This is a genomic window from Candidatus Tisiphia endosymbiont of Nedyus quadrimaculatus, assembly GCF_964059235.1.
Classification (GTDB): domain Bacteria; phylum Pseudomonadota; class Alphaproteobacteria; order Rickettsiales; family Rickettsiaceae; genus Tisiphia.
This window is the reverse complement of record NZ_OZ060452.1, coordinates 920,420-941,098: the sequence shown is the minus strand read 5'-3', so window position 1 is coordinate 941,098 and position 20,679 is coordinate 920,420. Positions and strand designations below refer to the sequence as shown.

The window sequence follows — 20,679 nt, the reverse complement described above, 5'->3', positions numbered from 1 at the left end:
TCTAATTTTAACATTATACCAAATATACCATGAATAATCAAAACTTTATCAGAAATTTTTCAATCATCGCTCATATTGATCATGGTAAGTCTACTCTAGCAGATAGATTAATTGAATATTGTGGGGGGCTGGCAACTCGAGAAATGAGTCATCAGGTACTTGACTCAATGGACATAGAAAAAGAACGTGGTATCACTATCAAAGCACAGACTGTTAGATTAACCTACAAAGCAAAAGATGGTAATACATACTATCTAAACCTAATGGATACTCCTGGTCATGTGGATTTCTCTTATGAGGTGAGTAGATCGTTAGCTGCTTGTGAAGGTTCTTTGTTAGTAGTGGATAGTAGCCAAGGTGTTGAGGCACAAACTCTAGCAAATGTTTATCAAGCGATCGATAATAATCATGAAATTATTCCAGTCCTAAATAAAATTGATCTACCAGCTGCTGATCCTGATAAAGTTAAGCAACAGATAGAGGATGTAATTGGTATAGATGCAAGCGATGCATTATTGATTTCTGCAAAAAGTGGTATAGGAATAGAGGAGGTACTTGAAGCAATTGTTAATAGGCTGCCATGTCCAAGAATTAATCAAACAGACATTTTAAAAGCATTACTGGTTGATAGTTGGTACGATTCTTACCTAGGGGTAGTAATTTTAGTTAGAGTTATCGATGGAGTTTTACGCAAGAATATGCGTATTAAAATGATGGCTACCAATTCTAGTTATAATGTTGAAAATGTTGGGTATTTTACTCCTAGAAAACATATATCAGATATTTTATACCCAGGAGAAATAGGCTTCTTTACTGCTTCAATAAAACAAGTTGCTGATTGTAAAGTTGGGGACACAATAACTGACGAGAAAAGACCTTGTAAGGAATCTTTGCCTGGTTTTAAACCGCATTTACCGGTAGTGTTTTGTGGTTTATATCCTTCAGATGCTTCTCAATTTGAGCATTTAAAAGATTCTTTAGCTAAATTAAAACTTAACGATGCTAGCTTTGAATTTGAAGCAGAGAGTTCAACAGCCTTAGGTTTTGGCTTTCGCTGTGGGTTTTTAGGGTTACTACATCTTGAAATAGTACAAGAAAGATTGGAACGCGAATTTGACCTTGATATGATAACCACCGCTCCTAGTGTGATTTATAAGATTAATATGCGTGGTGGAGATCAATTAGAAATACATAACCCAGCTGATTTGCCACCTGTGCAAAATATCGACTCAATGTTAGAGCCTTGGGTTAAGGCAACAATATTAGTACCAGATGAGTTTTTAGGTAATGTGTTATCTTTATGTACCGATAAAAGAGGGGTGCAAATTGAATTAACTTATGTAGCCGGTAGGGCTATGGTAATTTACCGATTACCGTTAAATGAGATAGTATTTGATTTTTATGATAAGTTAAAAAGTTACACAAAAGGCTATGCTAGCTTTGATTGGGAAATAGATGTTTATCAGGAGAGCGATTTGGTAAAATTATCTATTTTAGTTAATAGTGAGCCAGTTGATGCTTTATCTACTATAGTACACCGTTCAAGGTCAGAATATCGAGGTCGAGAATTGTGTAAACGCCTCAGTGATCTAATCCCAAGGCAATTATTTCAAATTGCTATTCAAGCTGCTATTGGCAGTAGAATAATTGCTAGAGAAACTGTCAAAGCAATGCGTAAAGACGTCTTATCTAAATGCTACGGCGGTGATATAACTCGTAAGCGTAAATTATTGGAAAAACAAAAAGCTGGCAAAAAACGTATGCGTAATATTGGTAATGTTGAGATCCCTCAATCTGCTTTTATAGCTGCTCTTAAAATAGGAGATGAGTGATATCATAACCTGAATTCAATACAACATTCTAGGGTTCTTATATCTTAAAAACATGTTATAAGTAACCTCAGTTCGATATAAGAATTATTAATTCTTATATCGAACTGAGGTTAAAGTAGCATGATCTATTCTAGCGCCTCTAATAATAGCCATTTCTTCTAAATCTTGATAGCTCAAAGAAAATCTACATTTCATATAAACAAATAACATGATAATTTTTGGTGAAGAACAGAATCCTTTAAAATATTTAAGCAGTTTCGGAGAAATATAAAATGGCATAGATATACTTTCTTTACACTATTCTACTCTTCCCTTGTGTTATTTGCAATAGATGCGACAGAACCGGGGGTATTTGTATATTAATAGGTTTATTACAAGCAAGGTAATTTATGCATTATACAAGGATTACACCTTTGAAACTATCTTATATAGTTCACTTAATAAAGTTGCAAATTCAATTTGCTCAAAACCTTTCCTAGGGACAACTATCATTGCCCAACTATTTTGTTTGAATTTTGATTCCTTGCTTAGCAGTCTAACTAAATGCCTAATGCGTCTTTTGATTTTATTACGAATAACAGCGTTTCCTAACTTTTTTCCGACTTTCATGCCAAAAAGTAATGTATTTGACGAATTATGTAGAATCTCACCAGATTTCTTACATAGCTGCACTTGGGTAGTTTTGTCGTCAATATTACCTTTCACATTTAGTTTTGCAAAGAGTTTAGTAGAATTCTTTGCTATTATTGTGATAAAATAAAGACAATGGAACTTTTTTCCTAATTTATTAACTAGGTCAAATTCTTTCTGATTTTTTAGGGATGAGATAAGCACTTACTACGCTGATAATTTTTTTCTGCCTTTTGCTCGGCGTTTCCTTAAAATTTCTCTACCGCCGACAGTCGCCATTCTTGCCCTAAATCCATGTCTTCTTTTTCTTACTAAATTGCTAGGTTGAAATGTACGTTTCATAAATTCACATCCAATACGAAATAATATATTTCTTTATAGTTAGATAATGTTAAACTGTCAACTTAAATAACCTGAATTCGATGTAACAAGTTACATCGAACTTTCGTGTTATATATAGAAACAATCAGGTTTGAAGCGGCTGCCCACCTGATTGTTAAAATATAACACTCCATTCAATATGTGATTTTAATAATTAAAATCACATATTGAATGATGAAAAAAGTTAAAATGCACTCGCGTCAGCCACTTCAAGAGTACATTTTTCCTTATAACAAAGCCAGTTCAATATAAGAATTATTAATTCTTATATCGAACTGAGGTTAAATAACATTATTTAAAACTAGGGCAGTTTGAAAGTCACAGTCAATAGTTGATATAAACTTAAATTTAACTACTACCGATGTCATTCGAGGGTTCTGTCACATTTGTAAATCGTGGTCTAGCGAAAATTGTAAAACCTTAGATTCCGGACGAAGCTCCTATTCAGTCGAGCTTGTGCCTCATCGTCACTCAACCATATATGCTCTTGAGATAATACCTGAAACTGTTTATCTGCTATATCCTGATTTAATACCTCATTTTTATCTTTGAGCTCAGTATAATGAATACCTAGATAATTAATTTGAGGATCTTTATCTTTAAGTACATTTTGTACTGAAATTAGATTTTTCAATCTGTCATCAACAAGAACGATATTTTTGTAATTTTTATTTAATTGCTCCAAGAAACCTAAAAGCACTTTCCCTTTATCTGTTTTGTTCGTGAATATAACACGAGAAATACATTCAGGAAAGTAACCCTTTAATAAATCATCATTATCTTTAAAATGATACCCAAGAGACTTTAAGCGTGATAAATGAAGTTGTGCTTCATTCTGAACGATACCGTATTTCCCACTGCTGTTGGTCGTAAACCCGACAATAGTCATTTTTTGAGAATCAAGTTCGTTAACAAAGCTTGGCATGTCCGAAGAAACCAACTCAACCTTACTAGAAGATAAAATCTGACTAGTTAAATACTCTTCCATCGGTACTTTACACCCATTAAGTACAATCTCTTTTCCTTGAAAATCTTTAAAGATGGCTTTGAGGTGTTTTGAACGATAATTGTCTTTCTCGCCCGCATATCTTAACACGCTATCCCGTGGCACAAACAGTACATAATCGAGGTCAAATAAAACAAGAGTGTTTTCGCCGTCAAATTGAGAAGTATATGTTTTAATCTCGTTAACCGAAGATGCTTGTACAATTTGAGCATTTGCTTCAAAAGCGAAAAAGCCCATGAACACCATGAATCCAATCTTGATACCCAATTTAATCTGGTTCAAGTAATTTTTCATCGTTACACAACCTTCTTGATGATGTCTAATAAAGGATAAGCATTCTCAATGGGAAATTAACGCAATTCTTGATTTTCATCGAGTATACACTTCTACTTCTTGCTATAAAAATTTAGTTAACCTTTAAGGGAGTGCCTATGAGTTTTAAACATCTAAATTAACTACATTCAAAGCATTTGCTTGAATGAATTGTCTTCTAGGTTCAACAATATCTCCCATTAATGTTGAAAAAATCACCTCAGCACTATCTTGTTCATGTACTTTAACTTGCAGTAAAGTTCTTTTTTGAGGATCTAATGTTGTCTCTCCTAACTGATCGGAATTCATCTCTCCAAGACCTTTAAAACGTTGAATAGCTATACCTTTTTTACCATGTTCTAATATATAATTCAGTAACATACTAGGTAACGTAATCATAAATTCCTGGTTTTTAATCAACAACTTTGCTTGTCCAATAAATAAATTTACAAGTGGGGTAAATGCTTTAGCTAGCTGAATAAATTCAAAAGACTCAAGCTGTTCTTTTGATAAAATTTTACTTTCTTTTACCCCCCGAACAAAGCGAAAAAATTCTATATTATTTGCGTTAACTATAAACTGCCAATCTGTCTTATCAGGTGTGATATCACCAAGATTTAAAATATTTAAAGCCTGATTTATTTCATTTGTCTTATCGTTATCAAATATTTGATTACCTAATAAACCTTTTATAGCTAGAGATTCTGCAATTTGCCGATTAAATTTTTTGCTTACTTGGTCAAGTAACGTAGTGAACCTGATAACCGCCTTTATTATCCCCTCAAGATCATTACCAATGATCTCTACCCCATTATACAACATAATTGTTGCATCACTAATAGTAGATTTGACTAAATAATCTTGCAGAGCTTGTTCATTTTTCAAGTAAAGCTCGTTATTACCTTTTTTTACTTTATATAAAGGCGGCTGAGCTATATATAGATATCCTTTATCAATTAATTGACGCATATGCCGGTAAAAGAAAGTAAGTAATAAGGTTCTGATGTGCGAACCATCAACATCAGCATCAGTCATAATAATTATTTTATGATATCTTAACTTATCCAAAGAAAAGTCTTCATTACCAATAGCAGTGCCAAGAGCTGTTATTAGAGTCCCTACTTGCTCAGAGTTTAACATTTTATCAAATCTAGCTCTTTCAACGTTTAAGATTTTACCTCGCAGTGGCAAAATTGCTTGAAATTTCCTATCTCTACCCTGCTTTGCTGTACCACCGGCAGAATCTCCTTCCACAATAAATAACTCTGAAAGAGCAGGGTCTTTTTCTTGACAATCGGCAAGTTTCCCAGGTAAGTTAGAAATTTCAAGAGCCGATTTCCGACGAGTTAATTCCCTTGCTCTTTTTGCTGCTTCTCTAGCAGTTGCAGCTTCAATAATTTTATTAATAATTATTTTTGCGTCACTAGGATGTTCTTCAAACCATTCTAAAATCTTAGTATATACGGCATTTTCTACGATAGGTCGAACTTCAGAACTAACTAATTTATCTTTAGTTTGTGAAGAAAACTTAGGGTCTGGTACTTTTACTGATAAAATACATGAGAGACCTTCTCTCGTATCATCACCAGTGAAATTTACTTTATTTTTTTTGTTAAGCCCAATATTTTCAATATAAGTTGTGACAACTCTAGTAAGAGCGGCTTTAAAGGCAATAAGGTGCGTACCACCATCACGCTGCCTTATATTATTGGTAAAACATAAAATATTTTCATGATATGAATCATTCCAATTCATAGCTAGTTCGAAAGTAATCCCTGTTGCTTGGTTATTGGTATTGAGTGCTATACATTTATGTAATGAGGTTTTGGCTCTATCAACATACTTGACATAAGCTTCTACACCACCGGTAAAGCAGAATTCTACTTCTTGTTGTTCAGAAAAACGATGATCCTTTAATAATATCCTTACACCGGAATTCAAAAAGGCTAGTTCTCTAAGCCTATGCTCTACAGTAGCAAAATTAAATTCAATCGTGCTAAAAGTTGTAATAGACGGGAAAAAAGTAATTTCAGTACCATTTTTCTCTGATGAATCTCCTTTCAGTAACAGTGGTACTTCAGTAGCACCATCTCTGAATTTTATAAAATACTCCTTATTAGCCCGCCAAATTTTAAGTTCTAACCATTCTGACAAAGCATTTACCACAGATACACCAACACCATGTAATCCACCAGATATTTTATAAGAATTCTGATCAAACTTGCCTCCAGCATGCAGTTGAGTCATAATAACCTCAGCTGCTGATATGCCTTCTTCATGAATATCAACAGGTATCCCACGTCCATTATCACGCACTGTTACAGATCCGTTTGCATTTAGTATTACTTCAATTAAGTTACAATAACCAGCTAAAGCTTCATCGATTGCGTTATCAACAACCTCATAAATCATATGATGTAATCCTGAACCATCGTCAGTATCACCAATATACATACCGGGTCTTTTTTTTACTGCCTCAAGACCTTTTAAAACTTTGATGGAGTCAGCTCCATATTCTAATTCTGCTATTGATTGTTGTTGATTAGTTGACATATTATACATAAAATGAAAGATAAAGAATAACTATACACCAAAATTACAGCAAGTGTATAGTTTTCAAGTAGTTTATTAAAATAAGGAAAAATGCATTCTTAAAGCGGCTAACGCGAATGCATTTTAAACCTTTCTAAAGCTAAAAACTCGATAATCAAGTTTTTTTCTGAAGGCTACAATTCATGGTAGTTTATGTCATCCCAGCGTAGGCTGGGATCTAAAAAAGTTTAAATAGTCTTTCAGGCTATTTTTTAGATTCCGCTACCTGTGCGGGAATGACATCTTCTCAGCTTCTTTTCATGATTTTCACACTGCCATGAATTATATAACTTAATAAAAACTTGATTATCGAGTAAAATCATGTTTTTAGCAAAATGTTACCTTTTTCGTACTACACCTTGGGTTTTACTACTACTATTTTCAAGGACTACTTTCATAGCATTTCCTACTTGTAGTAGTTCAGGTAACGATTCTAACGGGGTTCTTAACGATGTAAGGTTTTTCAAAAAATATGCTGGTAGAATATTTTTTGTCTTATCCTTAACTAAATTTGCAAAAGATGTGGTGATTTTTTCCCTGTCAGGTATTAATTTGACTGTTTCTTGTATTTTAGATTCAATAATCAATATATTTTTGGCTGCTTTGTGGCAATATCCTAACTTCTCAAGAATGCTTTTATTGGGATCTAATACAGCAAGGAGGTTTTCTTTTATGTGAGATAATTCGGTTTCAATTGATTTTTTTAGCTCTTTTCCTTGATCAGGTATATTTCCAAGGATTCTAGTCATACCTTTACGCAGAAGGTCAACACCTACCATTATACCATCTTTAGTATGAGGGATTTCTTCAGATAAGTCAATAAGTTTTTTAAAAGATTTTTTTTCTTTTGGATCTTGTGCAACCAATTTATTAATTTTCTTCAAAGAGTCAATATCTAACCCTAATTCTGCTACAGCTACAGGTGATACTCCTGCTATTTCTGTGATTTCAACAATCTGCGTAGCTTTGGAATATTTTTCTTTAAGATTTGTACTTTTTTCTATTTCGGCTCGTTTTTCTCTAACTATTTCTAGTTTTTCTTGCCAATTATCTACTGTCTTTGTTAGATTCTCAGTACTGAGAAAAGATTTTACTGAGTCTAATAAGCCACTTCCCTTGAGTATTAAACCGACTACAGGCATTTGCACAACTATTATACCAATTAATAAATTACCTAAATAATCAACGATCTCTTTTGACGCTCCAGGATACAAGATATCTAGTCTATTTTGAAACTCCACAATACTTTCAAGAACTTTTATTATTAGCTCAATGAAAGCATCTTCAAAGAATAATATCTCTTCCTTTACCGGTTGCTGTTCATCAATGTACTTTTCTAATTCATCTAAGGAATTACCTACTGTTTCTCTGAATGATTCAGCTATTTCTCGTTCCCTTTGTTGATCTTCTGAATCAAGAAATATGTTATATATATAGTCAACTCTTTTTTTAATAGCCCTTAAGTTCCTAGGAAACGTTTTGAGTGTTTTCATAGAATCAAACTTTAACTGTTCTATAGCACTAGCAATAGAAGCATCTGATAAGATAGTGGGTAAAGCGACTTTTGAAAGGAAAGAGTATATATTAGGCATATAGATAATTGAATTATATTAAAATTTTTAAATTATTACTCAAATAATACAAATAAAAACTGCACTTTAAAACTGTTATATTGCTCTGACAGTTAGTTTTTGATATGTTATAGCTAATTGATTTGATCTGAGCTATTATATAGTTAACCCGAGAAGGTTTTAGCCATATGTTAATGTTATCTTAGCTAAAGCTATGTCATCCCTGCATAGGCAGGGATCTACGATATATAATAGCCTTTCAGGCTATTTTTTATATTCCGCACCGAAGAGGGCATGACATCAAGGCTATCATCATTACTACGGCTTAAATATTTTTTGGTTAGCTATACGTGCTAGCTTTATCACAACAAATCAAGTTTTAGATCAAGAATACCTTTAACTTCTTGCATAAGCTAGCAAAATTTTTTAACATAAACATATTTTTAGAAAACCAATTATGCATAAATTCCTATACTTCACCGTTATCATTTTACTAAACTATTCAGTTTATGCTGTTAACTTATCTGATGCTCTAACTAGTGCATATAATAATAATGGTGAGTTACAAATCAATAGGCAGACTTTTTTAAATGAAATTGAACAGTTTTCTGCAGCTTTTTCAGGTTTTATGCCCAGTGCGTCTTATAATATTGATTCTGCTATTAATACGAATAAACCGAATAGTCAATATGCTGCTTCTTCTAAAAGAGAACTGAAATCACAACAGGGAGCTTTAGTAATAGAGCAGCCTATATTTAGTGGTGGGAGTAGTGTTGCAACTTTGAAAGCCGCCCAATCAGCTTTTAGGGCATCGCGCGCTAAATATTATGCAGAAGAACAAAAAATTCTTCTTAACCTAATAAAAACTTATCTCGATTGTTATGAAACAAAAGAAAAATATGAGATTTCTGAAATTAGTGTAAAAGCTAACAAACAGCAATTAGAAACCATTGAAGAAAAACTAAAATTAGGTGAGGCAACATCAATAGATTTAGCTACTGCTAAGGCTGGTCTTGCAAAAGCTGAAACTGAGAAGTTAACCGCATATGCTAATTATCAAGCAACAAAAGCAAGCTTCATTCGGATGTTCGGTATAGAAGCGAATGATATTGATATGCCTCCTATACCTGATAACTTACCTAATTCATTAGAGGCTTTAATGCAAAGAGCGATAAATGTTAATCCTAACATAGATAGTACAAGACATAGTGTTAAAAGTTATAAAGCTAGTGAACTGGCAGCAAAAGCTGAACTTTTACCCAAGGTAAGCTTTAAAGTTCAATCTGGTAAAACCCATAACACTCCAGAAAGCCCATATAATACCAATAATAGAAGTACTACATCTACATTATCAGTTAATATACCTATTTATTCTCACGGGGGTAGCGAATATTCAAAAATTAGGAAAGCTAAAAATAGTACTAGGAGTGCAGTTATTCAGCTTGATGATACAATAAAACAAATTCGGGCAAGTGCTATTGGTAGTTGGGAAGGATTTGAAGCAGCAAAGTCTAAAGTTATTGCCACATCACAAGGTGTAGAATCTGCTCAAATAGCTTACGATGGGACAATGCAGGAAGAAATTGTTGGTTCTAAAACAATCTTAGACGTTTTAATTGCTGAAGAAAAATTACATAGTGCTAGGGTGTCAAAAGTTGATGCACACAGAGACTCTATTTTAGCAGCTTACCAAATAAAATCTTTACTTGGGGAATTGACAGCAAAAAGCTTAAAATTAAAAGTTAAATATTTTACTCCTGAAGATGAGTTTAAAGGACTCAAGAAGAAACTTATTATAGGTTTTTAATTATACTCGATGAAAATCAATAATTGCGTCGTCATTATCCAAGATATGTGGTGTTCACGTACTAAATGTACGCCTAGCACCTCGACTTGGTAATTCCTGCTACTATCATGATTTTCATCTTCGTCTATTAACTTTTGGAATCATAGTAGTGTATGAGTAAAGATCATAAAAAAAACCAAGATATGTCAGTTGAAGAGATATTGAAATCAATTAAAGGAGTGATTGATAGTCGTGGTACAGTCAATTCAGGAGGATTGGGTAGCAGGAGCGATGGAGCAACGCCTATATGTAATAGGCAAGCGATCGAAGACGACACTACCGGCTTCTCCTCAATTGACTATAGTAATAGCCAATCTAACGATGATGAAATACTAGAATTGACAAATATAGTAGGGGATGAGGCAAATAAGTTAGAAAATAATAGGCATAGTGAACTAGAAGAGGAACTATCGCAGATATCCTTGCTATCCGATAAATCTGCAGCAGAAACTACTAAGATTTTCCAGCATTTCTCGAAAACAGCTCAAGAGATTACTGCAAATGCTTCGAACCCTACGGTCAAAACATTAGAGAAGCTAATTATTGAAATGTTACGACCACAATTGAGTCAATGGTTAGATAAAAACTTGCCTTTATTAGTAAAACAATTAGTAGAAAAAGAAATTCAAAAATTAATACCAAATGATCAAAAATGACTTAGTGGAGGACATCATTTGTGTTAGTCTTATTTTAACAGGGTAATTTAAAAGTCGAGCTATAAGCTTTGATAAATAAGGGATAGAATTCTTAATACGGCTTCGGTGTTATTCCCGCGTAGGCATTAACCCTTACGGGGATGCTACCATAACTGTTGAAAGTTAGTAAATACAGCTTCTTTATACGTCTATTAGCGAGAAGACCGTAAGGTCGACGAAGCAATCCAGTAACATCATTTATCTATAGATTGTTTCCTGGATTGCTTCGCTTACGCTCGCAATGACGCTATGGTATAGGTACTTGTAAACTTTCGACAGTTGTGGGGATACTACCTAGGCTATTTATCGTTTTTGATTACTTGTATAATAAATTTAACGTGAGAATAATTATAAATGTACTTTAACATGGAGAGTCAGAAGATTATCTTAGGTAATAAATTTTTTATAGTCCTAATAACTATCTTTTTGTTTATGGATAAGGCTGATGCTGCTCCACCACCTCTTCCCCCAGCATTGCCACAATTAGAAAGTGATAAAGTGAATAAACAGGAAGAAGAGGCAGATTCTTTGCTGGGAAAAATACAGCAATTTATGCATTCTAAGAAAATTGATAATGAAGTATCAGGATCAAGCAAACCATCATCCACACCACAAGATACTAATAATGAAGAAGGTGAGACAGATTCCTTCATTGATTTAGGGAATCATAAATTACCAACCTTAGAAAATACAAAAGAATTGGATCAATTAGATAAAAATCCATACCAAAAAATTGATCTAGATAGACCCAGTAAGAATGACAGTAATACCAATAAAGATTCTCCTACTCTTCCACCAGCTGAGGTTAAAGATGCTGTGCCTATTAAGTCACTTGATTCATCTGCCCAGTCTAAACCTCAAATAGATCTTCCGAGTAGTAATAAGTCTGAGCCACAAGCTACTACTCCTATCGTACCTTCTGTAACTATACCTGATAAAGAGAAATATCCAGTAATATTGCAACAGCCAAGTAATGAAGATAATAAAGAAGTGGTTGCTCCTAATCTAGATATATTGCCTTCTTCGCAAGAAAAAAAGCCTACTGAACCGCAAGTAACTGCTCCTATCGTACCAATAGTATTACCTAAGGAAAATACTGAATCTAAAGTGACTAAGCCTCAAACTCCTATACCAGTATTTGTAAAAAAGGATAAGCAACTAGATGACTCTAGTAAAACTGCCCTAGAGAAAGATAGTAATGTAATCAAAGAAGTGCAAGAAGTAAATAAGCATCAACCTAATCAATCTGCAATTACAAAAGATAAAGCTAGCACCATCAAAGAAACATCGCCAAAAATAACTGAATTTGTACAAGATGAAGCACAAATGTTACTTTTGCCAAATGATGATGTAGTATTGGGAGAGCTTACAGAAGAGGCAAGATTAGATCAAATGGATATGTATTCATTTATTCAAATGTTTAAGAAAATTTATGATAGTGACAATAGAAAGCAGCAAAGAAAGATGATAGATAATTTTATTGATAATTATGATAATGCTTTCCATACTGCTATAGTCAGTGATGCAACGGATAGAGCATTTGAGGCAGTTAGAAAAAATAATTTATTTGTTCTTAGGACTCTTTTGGATAATTATCCAATCATCCAAAGAAGGGGGAATGATAATTATACCCTTTTACATGAAGCTACAGAAACTAGTAATTACTATATAGCAAAATTGTTAATTATGCGTGGTATAAACATTAAGCCTACTAATTATCATTGTAGAACGGCATTGGACATCTCTGATGAACAAAATAATAATGTGGGCTGTTTGATAATAAAAGCAACAGCAAATTAGTTTATTTTTGCTAATCTAGCACTATGTCTTCCACCTTCAAATTTAGTCGTTAAAAATTTATCGATCATTTTACAAGCTAGTTCCTCATTGGGTATTTTAGCTCCTAACACTATTATATTAGCATCATTATGAGCCCTTGATCTTTCTGCCATAAATAAGTCAAAACATAAAGCTGCCCTTATTTCAGACGTACGATTTGCGGCAATTGACATACCTATGCCAGTTCCACAAATTAAAATTCCCAAAGGAGCTATATTTTCTAAAATCCCATCAACAACTTTTTTAGAATAATCTGGATAATCCACTGTTTCTTGATTGTAAGTACCACAATCAAGAATAGATATATTTTTATCGTGTAAATAACTGATAATTTTGCTCTTGAGTAGAAATCCGGAGTGATCACTGGCTATTATAACATCGTAAGTTTTCATAATTACTTAATTTTGATAAAAAATACTAGACTTGATTCTATATTAAAGTTAGTTTATTGCATAATAAAATTGCAAATTTTTTGGTAAGTTATGAAGGGTAATATAGTTTTTGTCTATTTTATAGTGTTTTTGATTTCTGGATGTAGCACACAACCTCCAGCCCCTATTGAGTATAATCATGGAAAGGATTTTGCCAAAAAGCCTACAACCATCAATTCACCAACTACAGCATATTCCGAAAATAAGAAGATATTAGAAAGCGATGAAGATGAAATAATAAGTAGAGAAATTGATGAGAAGGAAAAAGATTTTGACGCTCCAACTGGTTTCTTAAAAGATCGTAATGCCATAGAAACTGAAAATCGAGACGACGTAATAATAGTTCCAAAAGTGAAACCGAATGATAGTAAGCTAATCTACCACGAGGTACAACAAGGAGAAACATTAGTATCAATAGCAAATGATTATGGTCAGAAAGTTGAAGAATTAGCTGAGCTAAATAATATTTCCACACCATATCATCTTAATGAATCCCAAATTATCACAATAAAGATTAGTACTGAGTTATTAAATAAAAAAAATCAAGAAAGTCTTGTAAGAAAAACGAAAAATGCTGTTCAAACTAATACACCAAAATTTATCAAACCAATTGAAGGTAAAATTATTATCAAATTTGGTGAGCAAACATCTAAAGGAAAAAGCAAAGGAATTAATATTGCCGCAGACGAAGGAACTGCTGTAGAATCTATTGCAACAGGTCAAGTAGTGTTTGCAGGTAATGATACAAAGTTTGGTAATTTATTAATAATAAAGTTAGACAATAGCGACCTTTATGTTGCTTATGCTCATTTGCAAGACCTACTTGTTCAAAAAGGAGTAACAATTTCACAAGGCAAGATAATAGGACATGTAGGGAGTACTGGAGAGGTTAAATATCCTCAGCTGCATTTTGCTATTCGCGATGGAAAGATAGCTGTTGATCCGCTAAACTATGTAAGCTATTAGGTGTAAAGATAGGGCGATTTATAAATTTGTTGACACTATGATATAATTAACCTAGATTCTAATCCCCTTGATTTTTTTTATACTATTAGGCTTTTAGGACATGACAGTTCTACTAATGATGGTTGTAGTATTTTATAATAGAGGTTGAAATAAGGTGCAACTTTAGGCTTCAATGCCGTCAGGTATTTTTACTCTATATTTTCATACTTCCTTATTTTTATTATCTGGCAAAAATCCTCCAACTTGTGCATCCCACAATGTTCTATAAAAACCACCTTTCTCGAATAGTTTAGTATGGGTGTTCTCTTCAATAATTTTACCTTGATCAAACACTAGGATACGATCCATATGCATCAAAGTAGATAAACGATGGGCAATCACAATGGTGGTTTTACCTTGCATTAGTTCCCATAAGCTTTCTTGGATAGCGCTTTCAGTAAGAGAGTCTAGCTGAGAGGTTGCCTCATCCAAAATCAAAATTGGGGCATTTTTGAGGATAGCCCGAGCTATGGCAATCCGCTGACGCTGTCCACCTGATAATTTAACTCCTCGTTCTCCTACCAAAGATTCATACATTTGGGAGAGTTTGGTTATAAAGGTATGGGCATGGGCACGCTTCGCCGCCTCTATCACTTCTTCATCACTTGCATCAATACGCCCATAACGAATATTTTCCATAAGTGATCGGTGGAACAGTGAAGGATCTTGTGGAATCATGGCAATAGCTTCTCGCAAGGAATCCTGCCCGACTTCTTGAATATCTTGACCATCTATAAGAATTTGGCCATCTGTTACATCATAAAGACGCAAAATTAAATTTACAAAAGTTGATTTACCGCTACCGGAATATCCAACCAAACCAACCTTTTGCCCAGCTTCAATAGTTACTGATTTATTCTGAAATAACGGTTCAATGCCTTTGTAATGAAATTTAACTGATGAAAAAGTGATTTGACCATTGGTAATTAGCAAATTTGAGGCATTGTCTTTATCTTTGATCTCTAGCGGTATAAGAAGCTTGGCAATACTCTGCCTACATTTGCCAACAGCTTTATTTAACTCATCTACTTGCTCCATAGCCCACCAAGTCATATATCCTACTTCAAGACTCAAACCTAAAATAAGTGCAAAATCACCACTACTTACCATTTGCTTCATCCGTAACTGAATTAAAAAATAAAGCATGAATCCAAGCATAATAGAAAGAGAAATGCCCTGCATAAAATGCAATGTTATTGCAAATATTTCTTTTGCTTGAAAGGTTTTTTTTGTTATAAGCAAAGTTTTTTTAAGATAAGATATTTCATAAATACGTCTAGCAAAAATTTGTACATTACTGGTATTGGTAATACTATCGACTAATTGCCCTGAAACAATTGATTCAGCAGCAGCATGAGATTCTGATAAATTAACAAGCTTTTTGGACATGCGTAGACTAAAGGAAGCAAATACAAGAAGCCATATGAACAAGGCATAAAAAAACTTAGGATGCACATAATACATATTCACCAAGGACACCATTAGCAGTACAGCCACTCGAATAAGATGCCTTGTGATGTCATGCACAATACGTTCTATGTTATCAGCAAGTGTATTAATTCGAGTGGCAATAGCACCTGCTAAATTATCTTGAAAAAATTGTTGCGTATGTTGTAGTACATATCCAAAAGTTTCACTAATAATTTGATTCTTTATCATTGGCTGGAACTTATAGTTTATATATCCCATACCACGCCAACAAAGATTATGTATCTCAAAATTCAACACAAAAAATACAGCAAGCCAAAATATAATAGATAGCGTATTGTTTAGCTGTAATGTGCCTAAAGAATCAATCATATATTTAATAAGCAAGCTATTACAAGGACCCCAAAGTCCAGTAATCATAGCAAGACAAACAAAAATAATCACAAAACGTTTGTAGCCTCGCAAAAAATGCCATATAAAAGACCATAAATTTGGTGTTAATGTGTAATCCATATCATCTTTCCTTATTTTTACCATCTGGCAAAAATCCTCCAACTTGTGCATCCCACAGGGTTTTGTAGATTCCTCCTTTAGTAATTAACATAGTATGAGTACCATCTTCTACAATTTTGCCACGCTCGAATACTAAAATACGATCCATATGCAGAAGTGTTGATAAACGGTGAGCAATGACAATAGTTGTAGCATTAGTAGTTTCCAAAACTTCATTAATAGATTTTTGAATTAGAGCTTCAGTTGGTGAGTCAAGTGCCGATGTTGCTTCATCTAAAATAAGGATGGGTGCATTTTTTAAAATAGCCCTAGCGATTGCAATACGTTGCCGTTGTCCGCCACTTACTTTTACACCTCGTTCACCAACTATTGAATGGTAACCATTAGGCATTCTCTCAATATCATCATGTATTTTAGCTTTTTTACAAGCTTCTTCAATCTCTTGTAAAGTAGCATCATATTTAGCTAGCTGCAGATTCTCTAGAATAGAACGATGAAACATCGTAATATCTTGAGGGATTACTGAGATATTGCTTCTTAGCGACTCCTCCGTTACTTGTGAAATATCATATCCATCTACAAAAATATATCCGCTTTGTAAATTGAAATATCTAAGCAAACATTTAATTAAAGTAGTTTTCCCAGCACCTGATGTGCCAACTATACCGACCCTTTCTCCAGGTTTGATGTGCAATGTAAGATTGTCAAATATAGTACTTCCACTACTATAACGGAAGGTTACGTCTTGATATTTAATATCACCTTTGACACGAGGAAGCAACTTAGCATTTTCTGTATCAGTAACATCTGAGATAGTATGAATAAAGTTAAATGAAGATTTAATGGCAGCAATCTTAGGATTTATGGAAAATATTATACTGTCTAATAACTGATCAATCGCCCACTCAATGTTAAAAGTAATCGCTATAGTAACTGCAAATTCACCAGCGGTAATTTGTTCGGTTTGGTATAAATATGCCACTACCCATATTTGGGCTGCTGCTAGTATAGTAATTAATATGGAATCGATCAGATCTACATAATAAGCATCATATTGCCTAGTTTTTCTATCCCAGCCTTTCCATTTATCAATTGCAGGAAGAAGTTTTAGTTTTAGCTCCGTCCAGCTATTACCAATGATCTTAATACCGAAAATATTGGCAATAGAATCATTGATAATGCCAACCGCTTCTTGTCGAGCCTTAACATATTCTTCTTGCAGCTGCCCTTGTTTTTTTAATAAAACTGACATTATTGGTACATACACAACAAGAAAAGCAATTACAACCCCTGCTATCTTATAATTCATCATGAACAAAAATATTATGCCACTTACAATAGTTACAAGCTGTACCAAAGAACGATTGAGAACATTCACTATGGTTATAATACCATCTTGAAAATCAGTGATTTTACTGGCAATTTCTCCTGATAAATGAGAATCAAACCAATGTAAAGAGTGTCTGATAGTTTTGCCATAAGTGCTTTCGATGATTTCTGCAAGCATCGCTGGTTTGTATTTAATATCAAAAAGCCTAACGATAAAAAACGTACCGTGATTCATCATTTTATATAATGCAAACAACCAAAGAAGTAGGGTAACATCTATTTTTGGATCTTTGGCAATAGTATCAATAATTTCTTTAATTTGATAGTTAACGAACATATTAAACAGTGAAGCACCAATGGACATAAGCATAATGCTAGCTAGGTACACCCGGTATTTGTAAGCCAAGGCGTATAAGTATGATTTTAGTTCATAGTTTTGTTGTTTAATAGAGAACATAAAATATTTCTTTTAATTATAGAAAAATCCATTATAGCAGGTTATAATATCTCCACTAAGTACTATCTTTAGTATTTTTTTTAATTAGTGATAAGGTTATAACCTGCTATAATGAATTCTTTACATAATTAAAAGAGAATTGTAGTGCAAAAATTTCTAAAATATTCAGCTGGGTTATTTATTTTAATAATCGTTATATTGCTGATAATTCCTTTATTTATTTCCTTAGAATCATATAAAGGTTTAGCAACTGATAAAGTCAAAGAAATAACTGGTCGAGAGCTACAAATTAATGGTAATATCACCATGTCTTTGTTGCCTACTCCCACTATTACCGTTAAAGATGTAACACTTGCTTCCCTACCTAATGCTCATTATCCTTCTCTATTGGAAGTTAAGGAAATATCTGCTTCTCTTTCTATATTATCGCTATTTAGAGGAAATATAGAAATCTCAAAGATTGAAATTAATAAACCAGTACTTAATTTAGAACGGATGCGAAATGGTCTAGCTTCTTGGGAATTTCCTAAAATGCAAAGCAATGTTAGTAACAGTTCAACTGATAAAAATGCAGGGTTTTCGTTAGATATAAACTTAATTAAAATTGTTGATGCTAAGCTAAATTATGTTAATTTTAACGGTAGTATTAAAGGTAATAGTATTTCCCCAACAACAATAGATATTGATAGATTAGAAATTAAAAATCTCCATGGACCATCTGATTTAGCTTGCCAGTTCTATTCTTCCGGAAAGCATTATGATATCAAAGGTAATATAGAGGAGAAGCATGGTAGTATAGCTTTAACAGTGAATTTAAATGTTCTGCAAGAAAAAATTAATCTCTCAGGTAATTTTGCTTACGACAATATGACTTTTGCTGGTCAGATTAAGCTAGAAGGTGCTGGTAAGAATTTGCAGACTATTTTCCCTAATATATCTATCCCATATGATTTAGATCACAAACTAAGCTTTAACATCAATAGTGATAAGAAATTATTTAAAATAAGTAATATTGACTTTACGGCAGGTAAGCTATCAGCTACAGGTAATGCTAATTTTTATTTTGAAGATAATAAGGGAGATTTAAGTGTTAAATTATTGGATAAGCCATTCTCTTTTGCCACAGGCTTTGCATATTTAGATCAAAATTTATTGCTAAATAATATTAATCTAATTGTCGATAAAGCTAATTTAACAGGCAATATAGGTCTTAAGGATTGGGATAAAGACCTAGTTATTTCTTATAATTTAAAAATTAGTGATATACCAACCATTGCTAACTTATTGGGTAAGACTCTACCTATTAATCTTGGCAATGCTTTGGTAAAAGGTGAGACTATTAAACAGCAAAATCTTTTTAAAACTAATAGTATGATAATGCTGGCAAAAACTACTAATAACATTAAGGGAACTATCTCTTTAGATAAGGATATTAAACCTGCTATTACTATTGAGAGTTTTGGTGATAATTTAGGTCAAACTATAGGTCAATTAACCAATAGCTTGCCTAATAAAATACTTGGTAGCTATTCTCTTTCAACACAAGTCGCAGGAGATATGACAGAAATTATAAAAATCAACATAAATAAATTTACTGTCGCGTTAAAAAAGAACCCTGTAAATTTTAGTGGAGCAGTAAGTATAAATTTGACATCTGCTAAACCAAAGATTCTATCAGATATAAAAATAGCTTCCTTAAATTTAGATGATTTAAGTGACGCACCTCCTAATAGTGGCCCTACTAACTCTGTGCAAAATGTAGACAACTCTGTGCCTTGGTCTAAAGATACGATAGATTTGTCATTTTTAAACAAGTTTGATGGAGATTTAACCTTAACTATACAGAAAATTATTAAAGGGAGTATGATTTTTGATAATATAAAAACTACTATGCTATTAGCAAATGGTGTGCTGGATATAAAATCTTTAAATGGCAATTTATATGGTGGCACTTTAATCGCTACTGGACAAATTTCTTCTCAAGTTAATCAACCTGTTAGCTTTAAAGCCAGTATTAAGGATGCCGAGTTAAAAAATATAGTACCACAAGGAGGTAAAATTAAAGTTACGCAAGGGATTGTTAATTTTGTACTCGATCTAAAAACAAAAGGTCAGAGCCAATTGCAATATGTAAGTAACTTATTTGGTAAAACAACATTAACGGCGTCCAACGGTAAAGTTAGTGGATTTGATCTACAAAAAGTATTAGATAGCCTTAAAAACATTAAAGACCTTCAAACTATTTTAAAAATGCTCGATGGTTTCTTTGCAAGTGGTGAAACAAAATTTCAAAAACTTGCTGTAGATACTGAAATAACAGAAGGCATAGTTAATATAACACATGGTACATTAGATGCTCCCTCGTCAAAGGTAGCAGTTACCGGCAATATTAACCTTCCTGCCTATACATTTGATACAGATAGCGTTATTACTGTCGATATAAAATTAATGCCACCATTCAAAGTTCGTTTTTATGGCTATCTTAATAATCCACAACATAAACTTGATACTAAAGCATTACAGCAATATCTTGTGAAGAATTTAGTAAATAGCGTGGTTAACGATGTTAAGAAAGGTAAAAAACCTGAAGACATACTAAAAGATATTATTGGGATAGGCAAAGATAAACAGCCCACAGGAGAAGAAGTGCAAAATGATCAAGATAGGGGATCTTCTACTAATGGAGAGCAGCCTATCAACAAAGTAAAATCTACTATTGAAAAAGGTTTAAAAGGGTTATTTAAATAATGCCTTTAATGTATAATTTTTAATAATTATATTAACTTGAGTTCGATATAATACCATTTCCCAA

At 33.1% G+C, this 20,679-nt stretch carries 14 protein-coding genes and 1 pseudogene; 6 read left to right on the top strand and 9 right to left on the bottom strand.

Translation table 11 applies throughout. From position 1 onward, the window contains the following. Nucleotides 1-29 precede the first annotated feature (29 nt). The gene (gene lepA, locus AB3211_RS04385) at nt 30-1,832 is read left to right on the top strand and encodes a translation elongation factor 4 (RefSeq protein WP_367363721.1); all 1,803 of its coding nucleotides are present in this window, start codon (nt 30-32) and stop codon (nt 1,830-1,832) included. Nucleotides 1,833-1,943: 111 nt separating this feature from the next. Here the strand turns inward: lepA and AB3211_RS04380 are convergent. The 6 genes and pseudogenes from AB3211_RS04380 to AB3211_RS04355 all read right to left on the bottom strand — a co-directional run. Continuing rightward, nucleotides 1,944-2,111, bottom strand: a pseudogene (locus AB3211_RS04380) (IS6 family transposase); the annotation flags it as partial. Nucleotides 2,112-2,237: 126 nt separating this feature from the next. Further along, complete coding sequence (gene rnpA, locus AB3211_RS04375) at nt 2,238-2,666, bottom strand: ribonuclease P protein component (RefSeq protein ID WP_367363720.1); 429 nt, start codon at nt 2,664-2,666, stop codon at nt 2,238-2,240. Between the two features lie 3 nt (nt 2,667-2,669). Further along, the gene (gene rpmH, locus AB3211_RS04370; protein ID WP_341748129.1) at nt 2,670-2,804 is read right to left on the bottom strand and encodes a 50S ribosomal protein L34; all 135 of its coding nucleotides are present in this window, start codon (nt 2,802-2,804) and stop codon (nt 2,670-2,672) included. Between the two features lie 439 nt (nt 2,805-3,243). Then, nucleotides 3,244-4,143 carry a DUF2608 domain-containing protein gene (locus tag AB3211_RS04365; protein ID WP_367363719.1) on the bottom strand — a complete coding sequence of 300 codons (900 nt, stop codon included), beginning with the start codon at nt 4,141-4,143 and terminating at the stop codon, nt 3,244-3,246. Between the two features lie 144 nt (nt 4,144-4,287). Then, a complete protein-coding gene (gene gyrB / locus AB3211_RS04360; RefSeq protein WP_367363718.1) occupies nt 4,288-6,714 on the bottom strand; it encodes a DNA topoisomerase (ATP-hydrolyzing) subunit B in 2,427 nt (808 codons plus the stop codon). A gap of 377 nt (nt 6,715-7,091) precedes the next feature. Beyond that, the gene (locus AB3211_RS04355) at nt 7,092-8,345 is read right to left on the bottom strand and encodes a hypothetical protein (RefSeq protein ID WP_367363717.1); all 1,254 of its coding nucleotides are present in this window, start codon (nt 8,343-8,345) and stop codon (nt 7,092-7,094) included. A gap of 436 nt (nt 8,346-8,781) precedes the next feature. Here AB3211_RS04355 and AB3211_RS04350 point away from each other — a divergent pair, with 436 nt between their 5' ends. The 3 genes from AB3211_RS04350 (at nt 8,782) to AB3211_RS04340 (ending at nt 12,665) form a co-directional block, all read left to right on the top strand. Continuing rightward, nucleotides 8,782-10,131 (top strand): TolC family outer membrane protein, encoded by a 1,350-nt coding sequence (locus AB3211_RS04350; protein ID WP_367363716.1) that lies wholly within the window; start codon nt 8,782-8,784, stop codon nt 10,129-10,131. 152 nt (nt 10,132-10,283) lie between these two features. Further along, nucleotides 10,284-10,826, top strand: coding sequence for a DUF2497 domain-containing protein (locus tag AB3211_RS04345; protein ID WP_367363715.1), 543 nt, complete (start codon nt 10,284-10,286; stop codon nt 10,824-10,826). Between the two features lie 405 nt (nt 10,827-11,231). After that, entirely contained in the window at nt 11,232-12,665 is a 1,434-nt protein-coding gene (locus AB3211_RS04340) for a hypothetical protein (RefSeq protein ID WP_367363714.1), read from the top strand. Here the strand turns inward: AB3211_RS04340 and rpiB are convergent. After that, the gene (gene rpiB / locus AB3211_RS04335; RefSeq protein WP_341757886.1) at nt 12,662-13,096 is read right to left on the bottom strand and encodes a ribose 5-phosphate isomerase B; all 435 of its coding nucleotides are present in this window, start codon (nt 13,094-13,096) and stop codon (nt 12,662-12,664) included. The two genes, AB3211_RS04340 and rpiB, sit on opposite strands and share 4 nt — an antisense overlap. A 90-nt stretch (nt 13,097-13,186) precedes the next feature. Here rpiB and AB3211_RS04330 point away from each other — a divergent pair, with 90 nt between their 5' ends. Then, on the top strand, nt 13,187-14,101 hold the full coding sequence (locus AB3211_RS04330) for a murein hydrolase activator EnvC family protein (protein ID WP_367363713.1): 915 nt from the start codon (nt 13,187-13,189) through the stop codon (nt 14,099-14,101). Nucleotides 14,102-14,302: 201 nt separating this feature from the next. Here AB3211_RS04330 and AB3211_RS04325 read toward each other — a convergent pair whose 3' ends face one another. Further along, nucleotides 14,303-16,081, bottom strand: a complete 1,779-nt coding sequence (locus AB3211_RS04325) for an ABC transporter ATP-binding protein (RefSeq protein WP_367363712.1) — start codon at nt 16,079-16,081, stop codon at nt 14,303-14,305. A gap of 1 nt (nt 16,082) precedes the next feature. Further along, complete coding sequence (locus tag AB3211_RS04320) at nt 16,083-17,867, bottom strand: ABC transporter ATP-binding protein (protein WP_367363711.1); 1,785 nt, start codon at nt 17,865-17,867, stop codon at nt 16,083-16,085. Between the two features lie 144 nt (nt 17,868-18,011). On the opposite strand from AB3211_RS04320, the gene AB3211_RS04315 reads away from it, so the two are divergent. After that, complete coding sequence (locus tag AB3211_RS04315) at nt 18,012-20,615, top strand: AsmA family protein (RefSeq protein WP_367363710.1); 2,604 nt, start codon at nt 18,012-18,014, stop codon at nt 20,613-20,615. Nucleotides 20,616-20,679 lie beyond the last annotated feature (64 nt).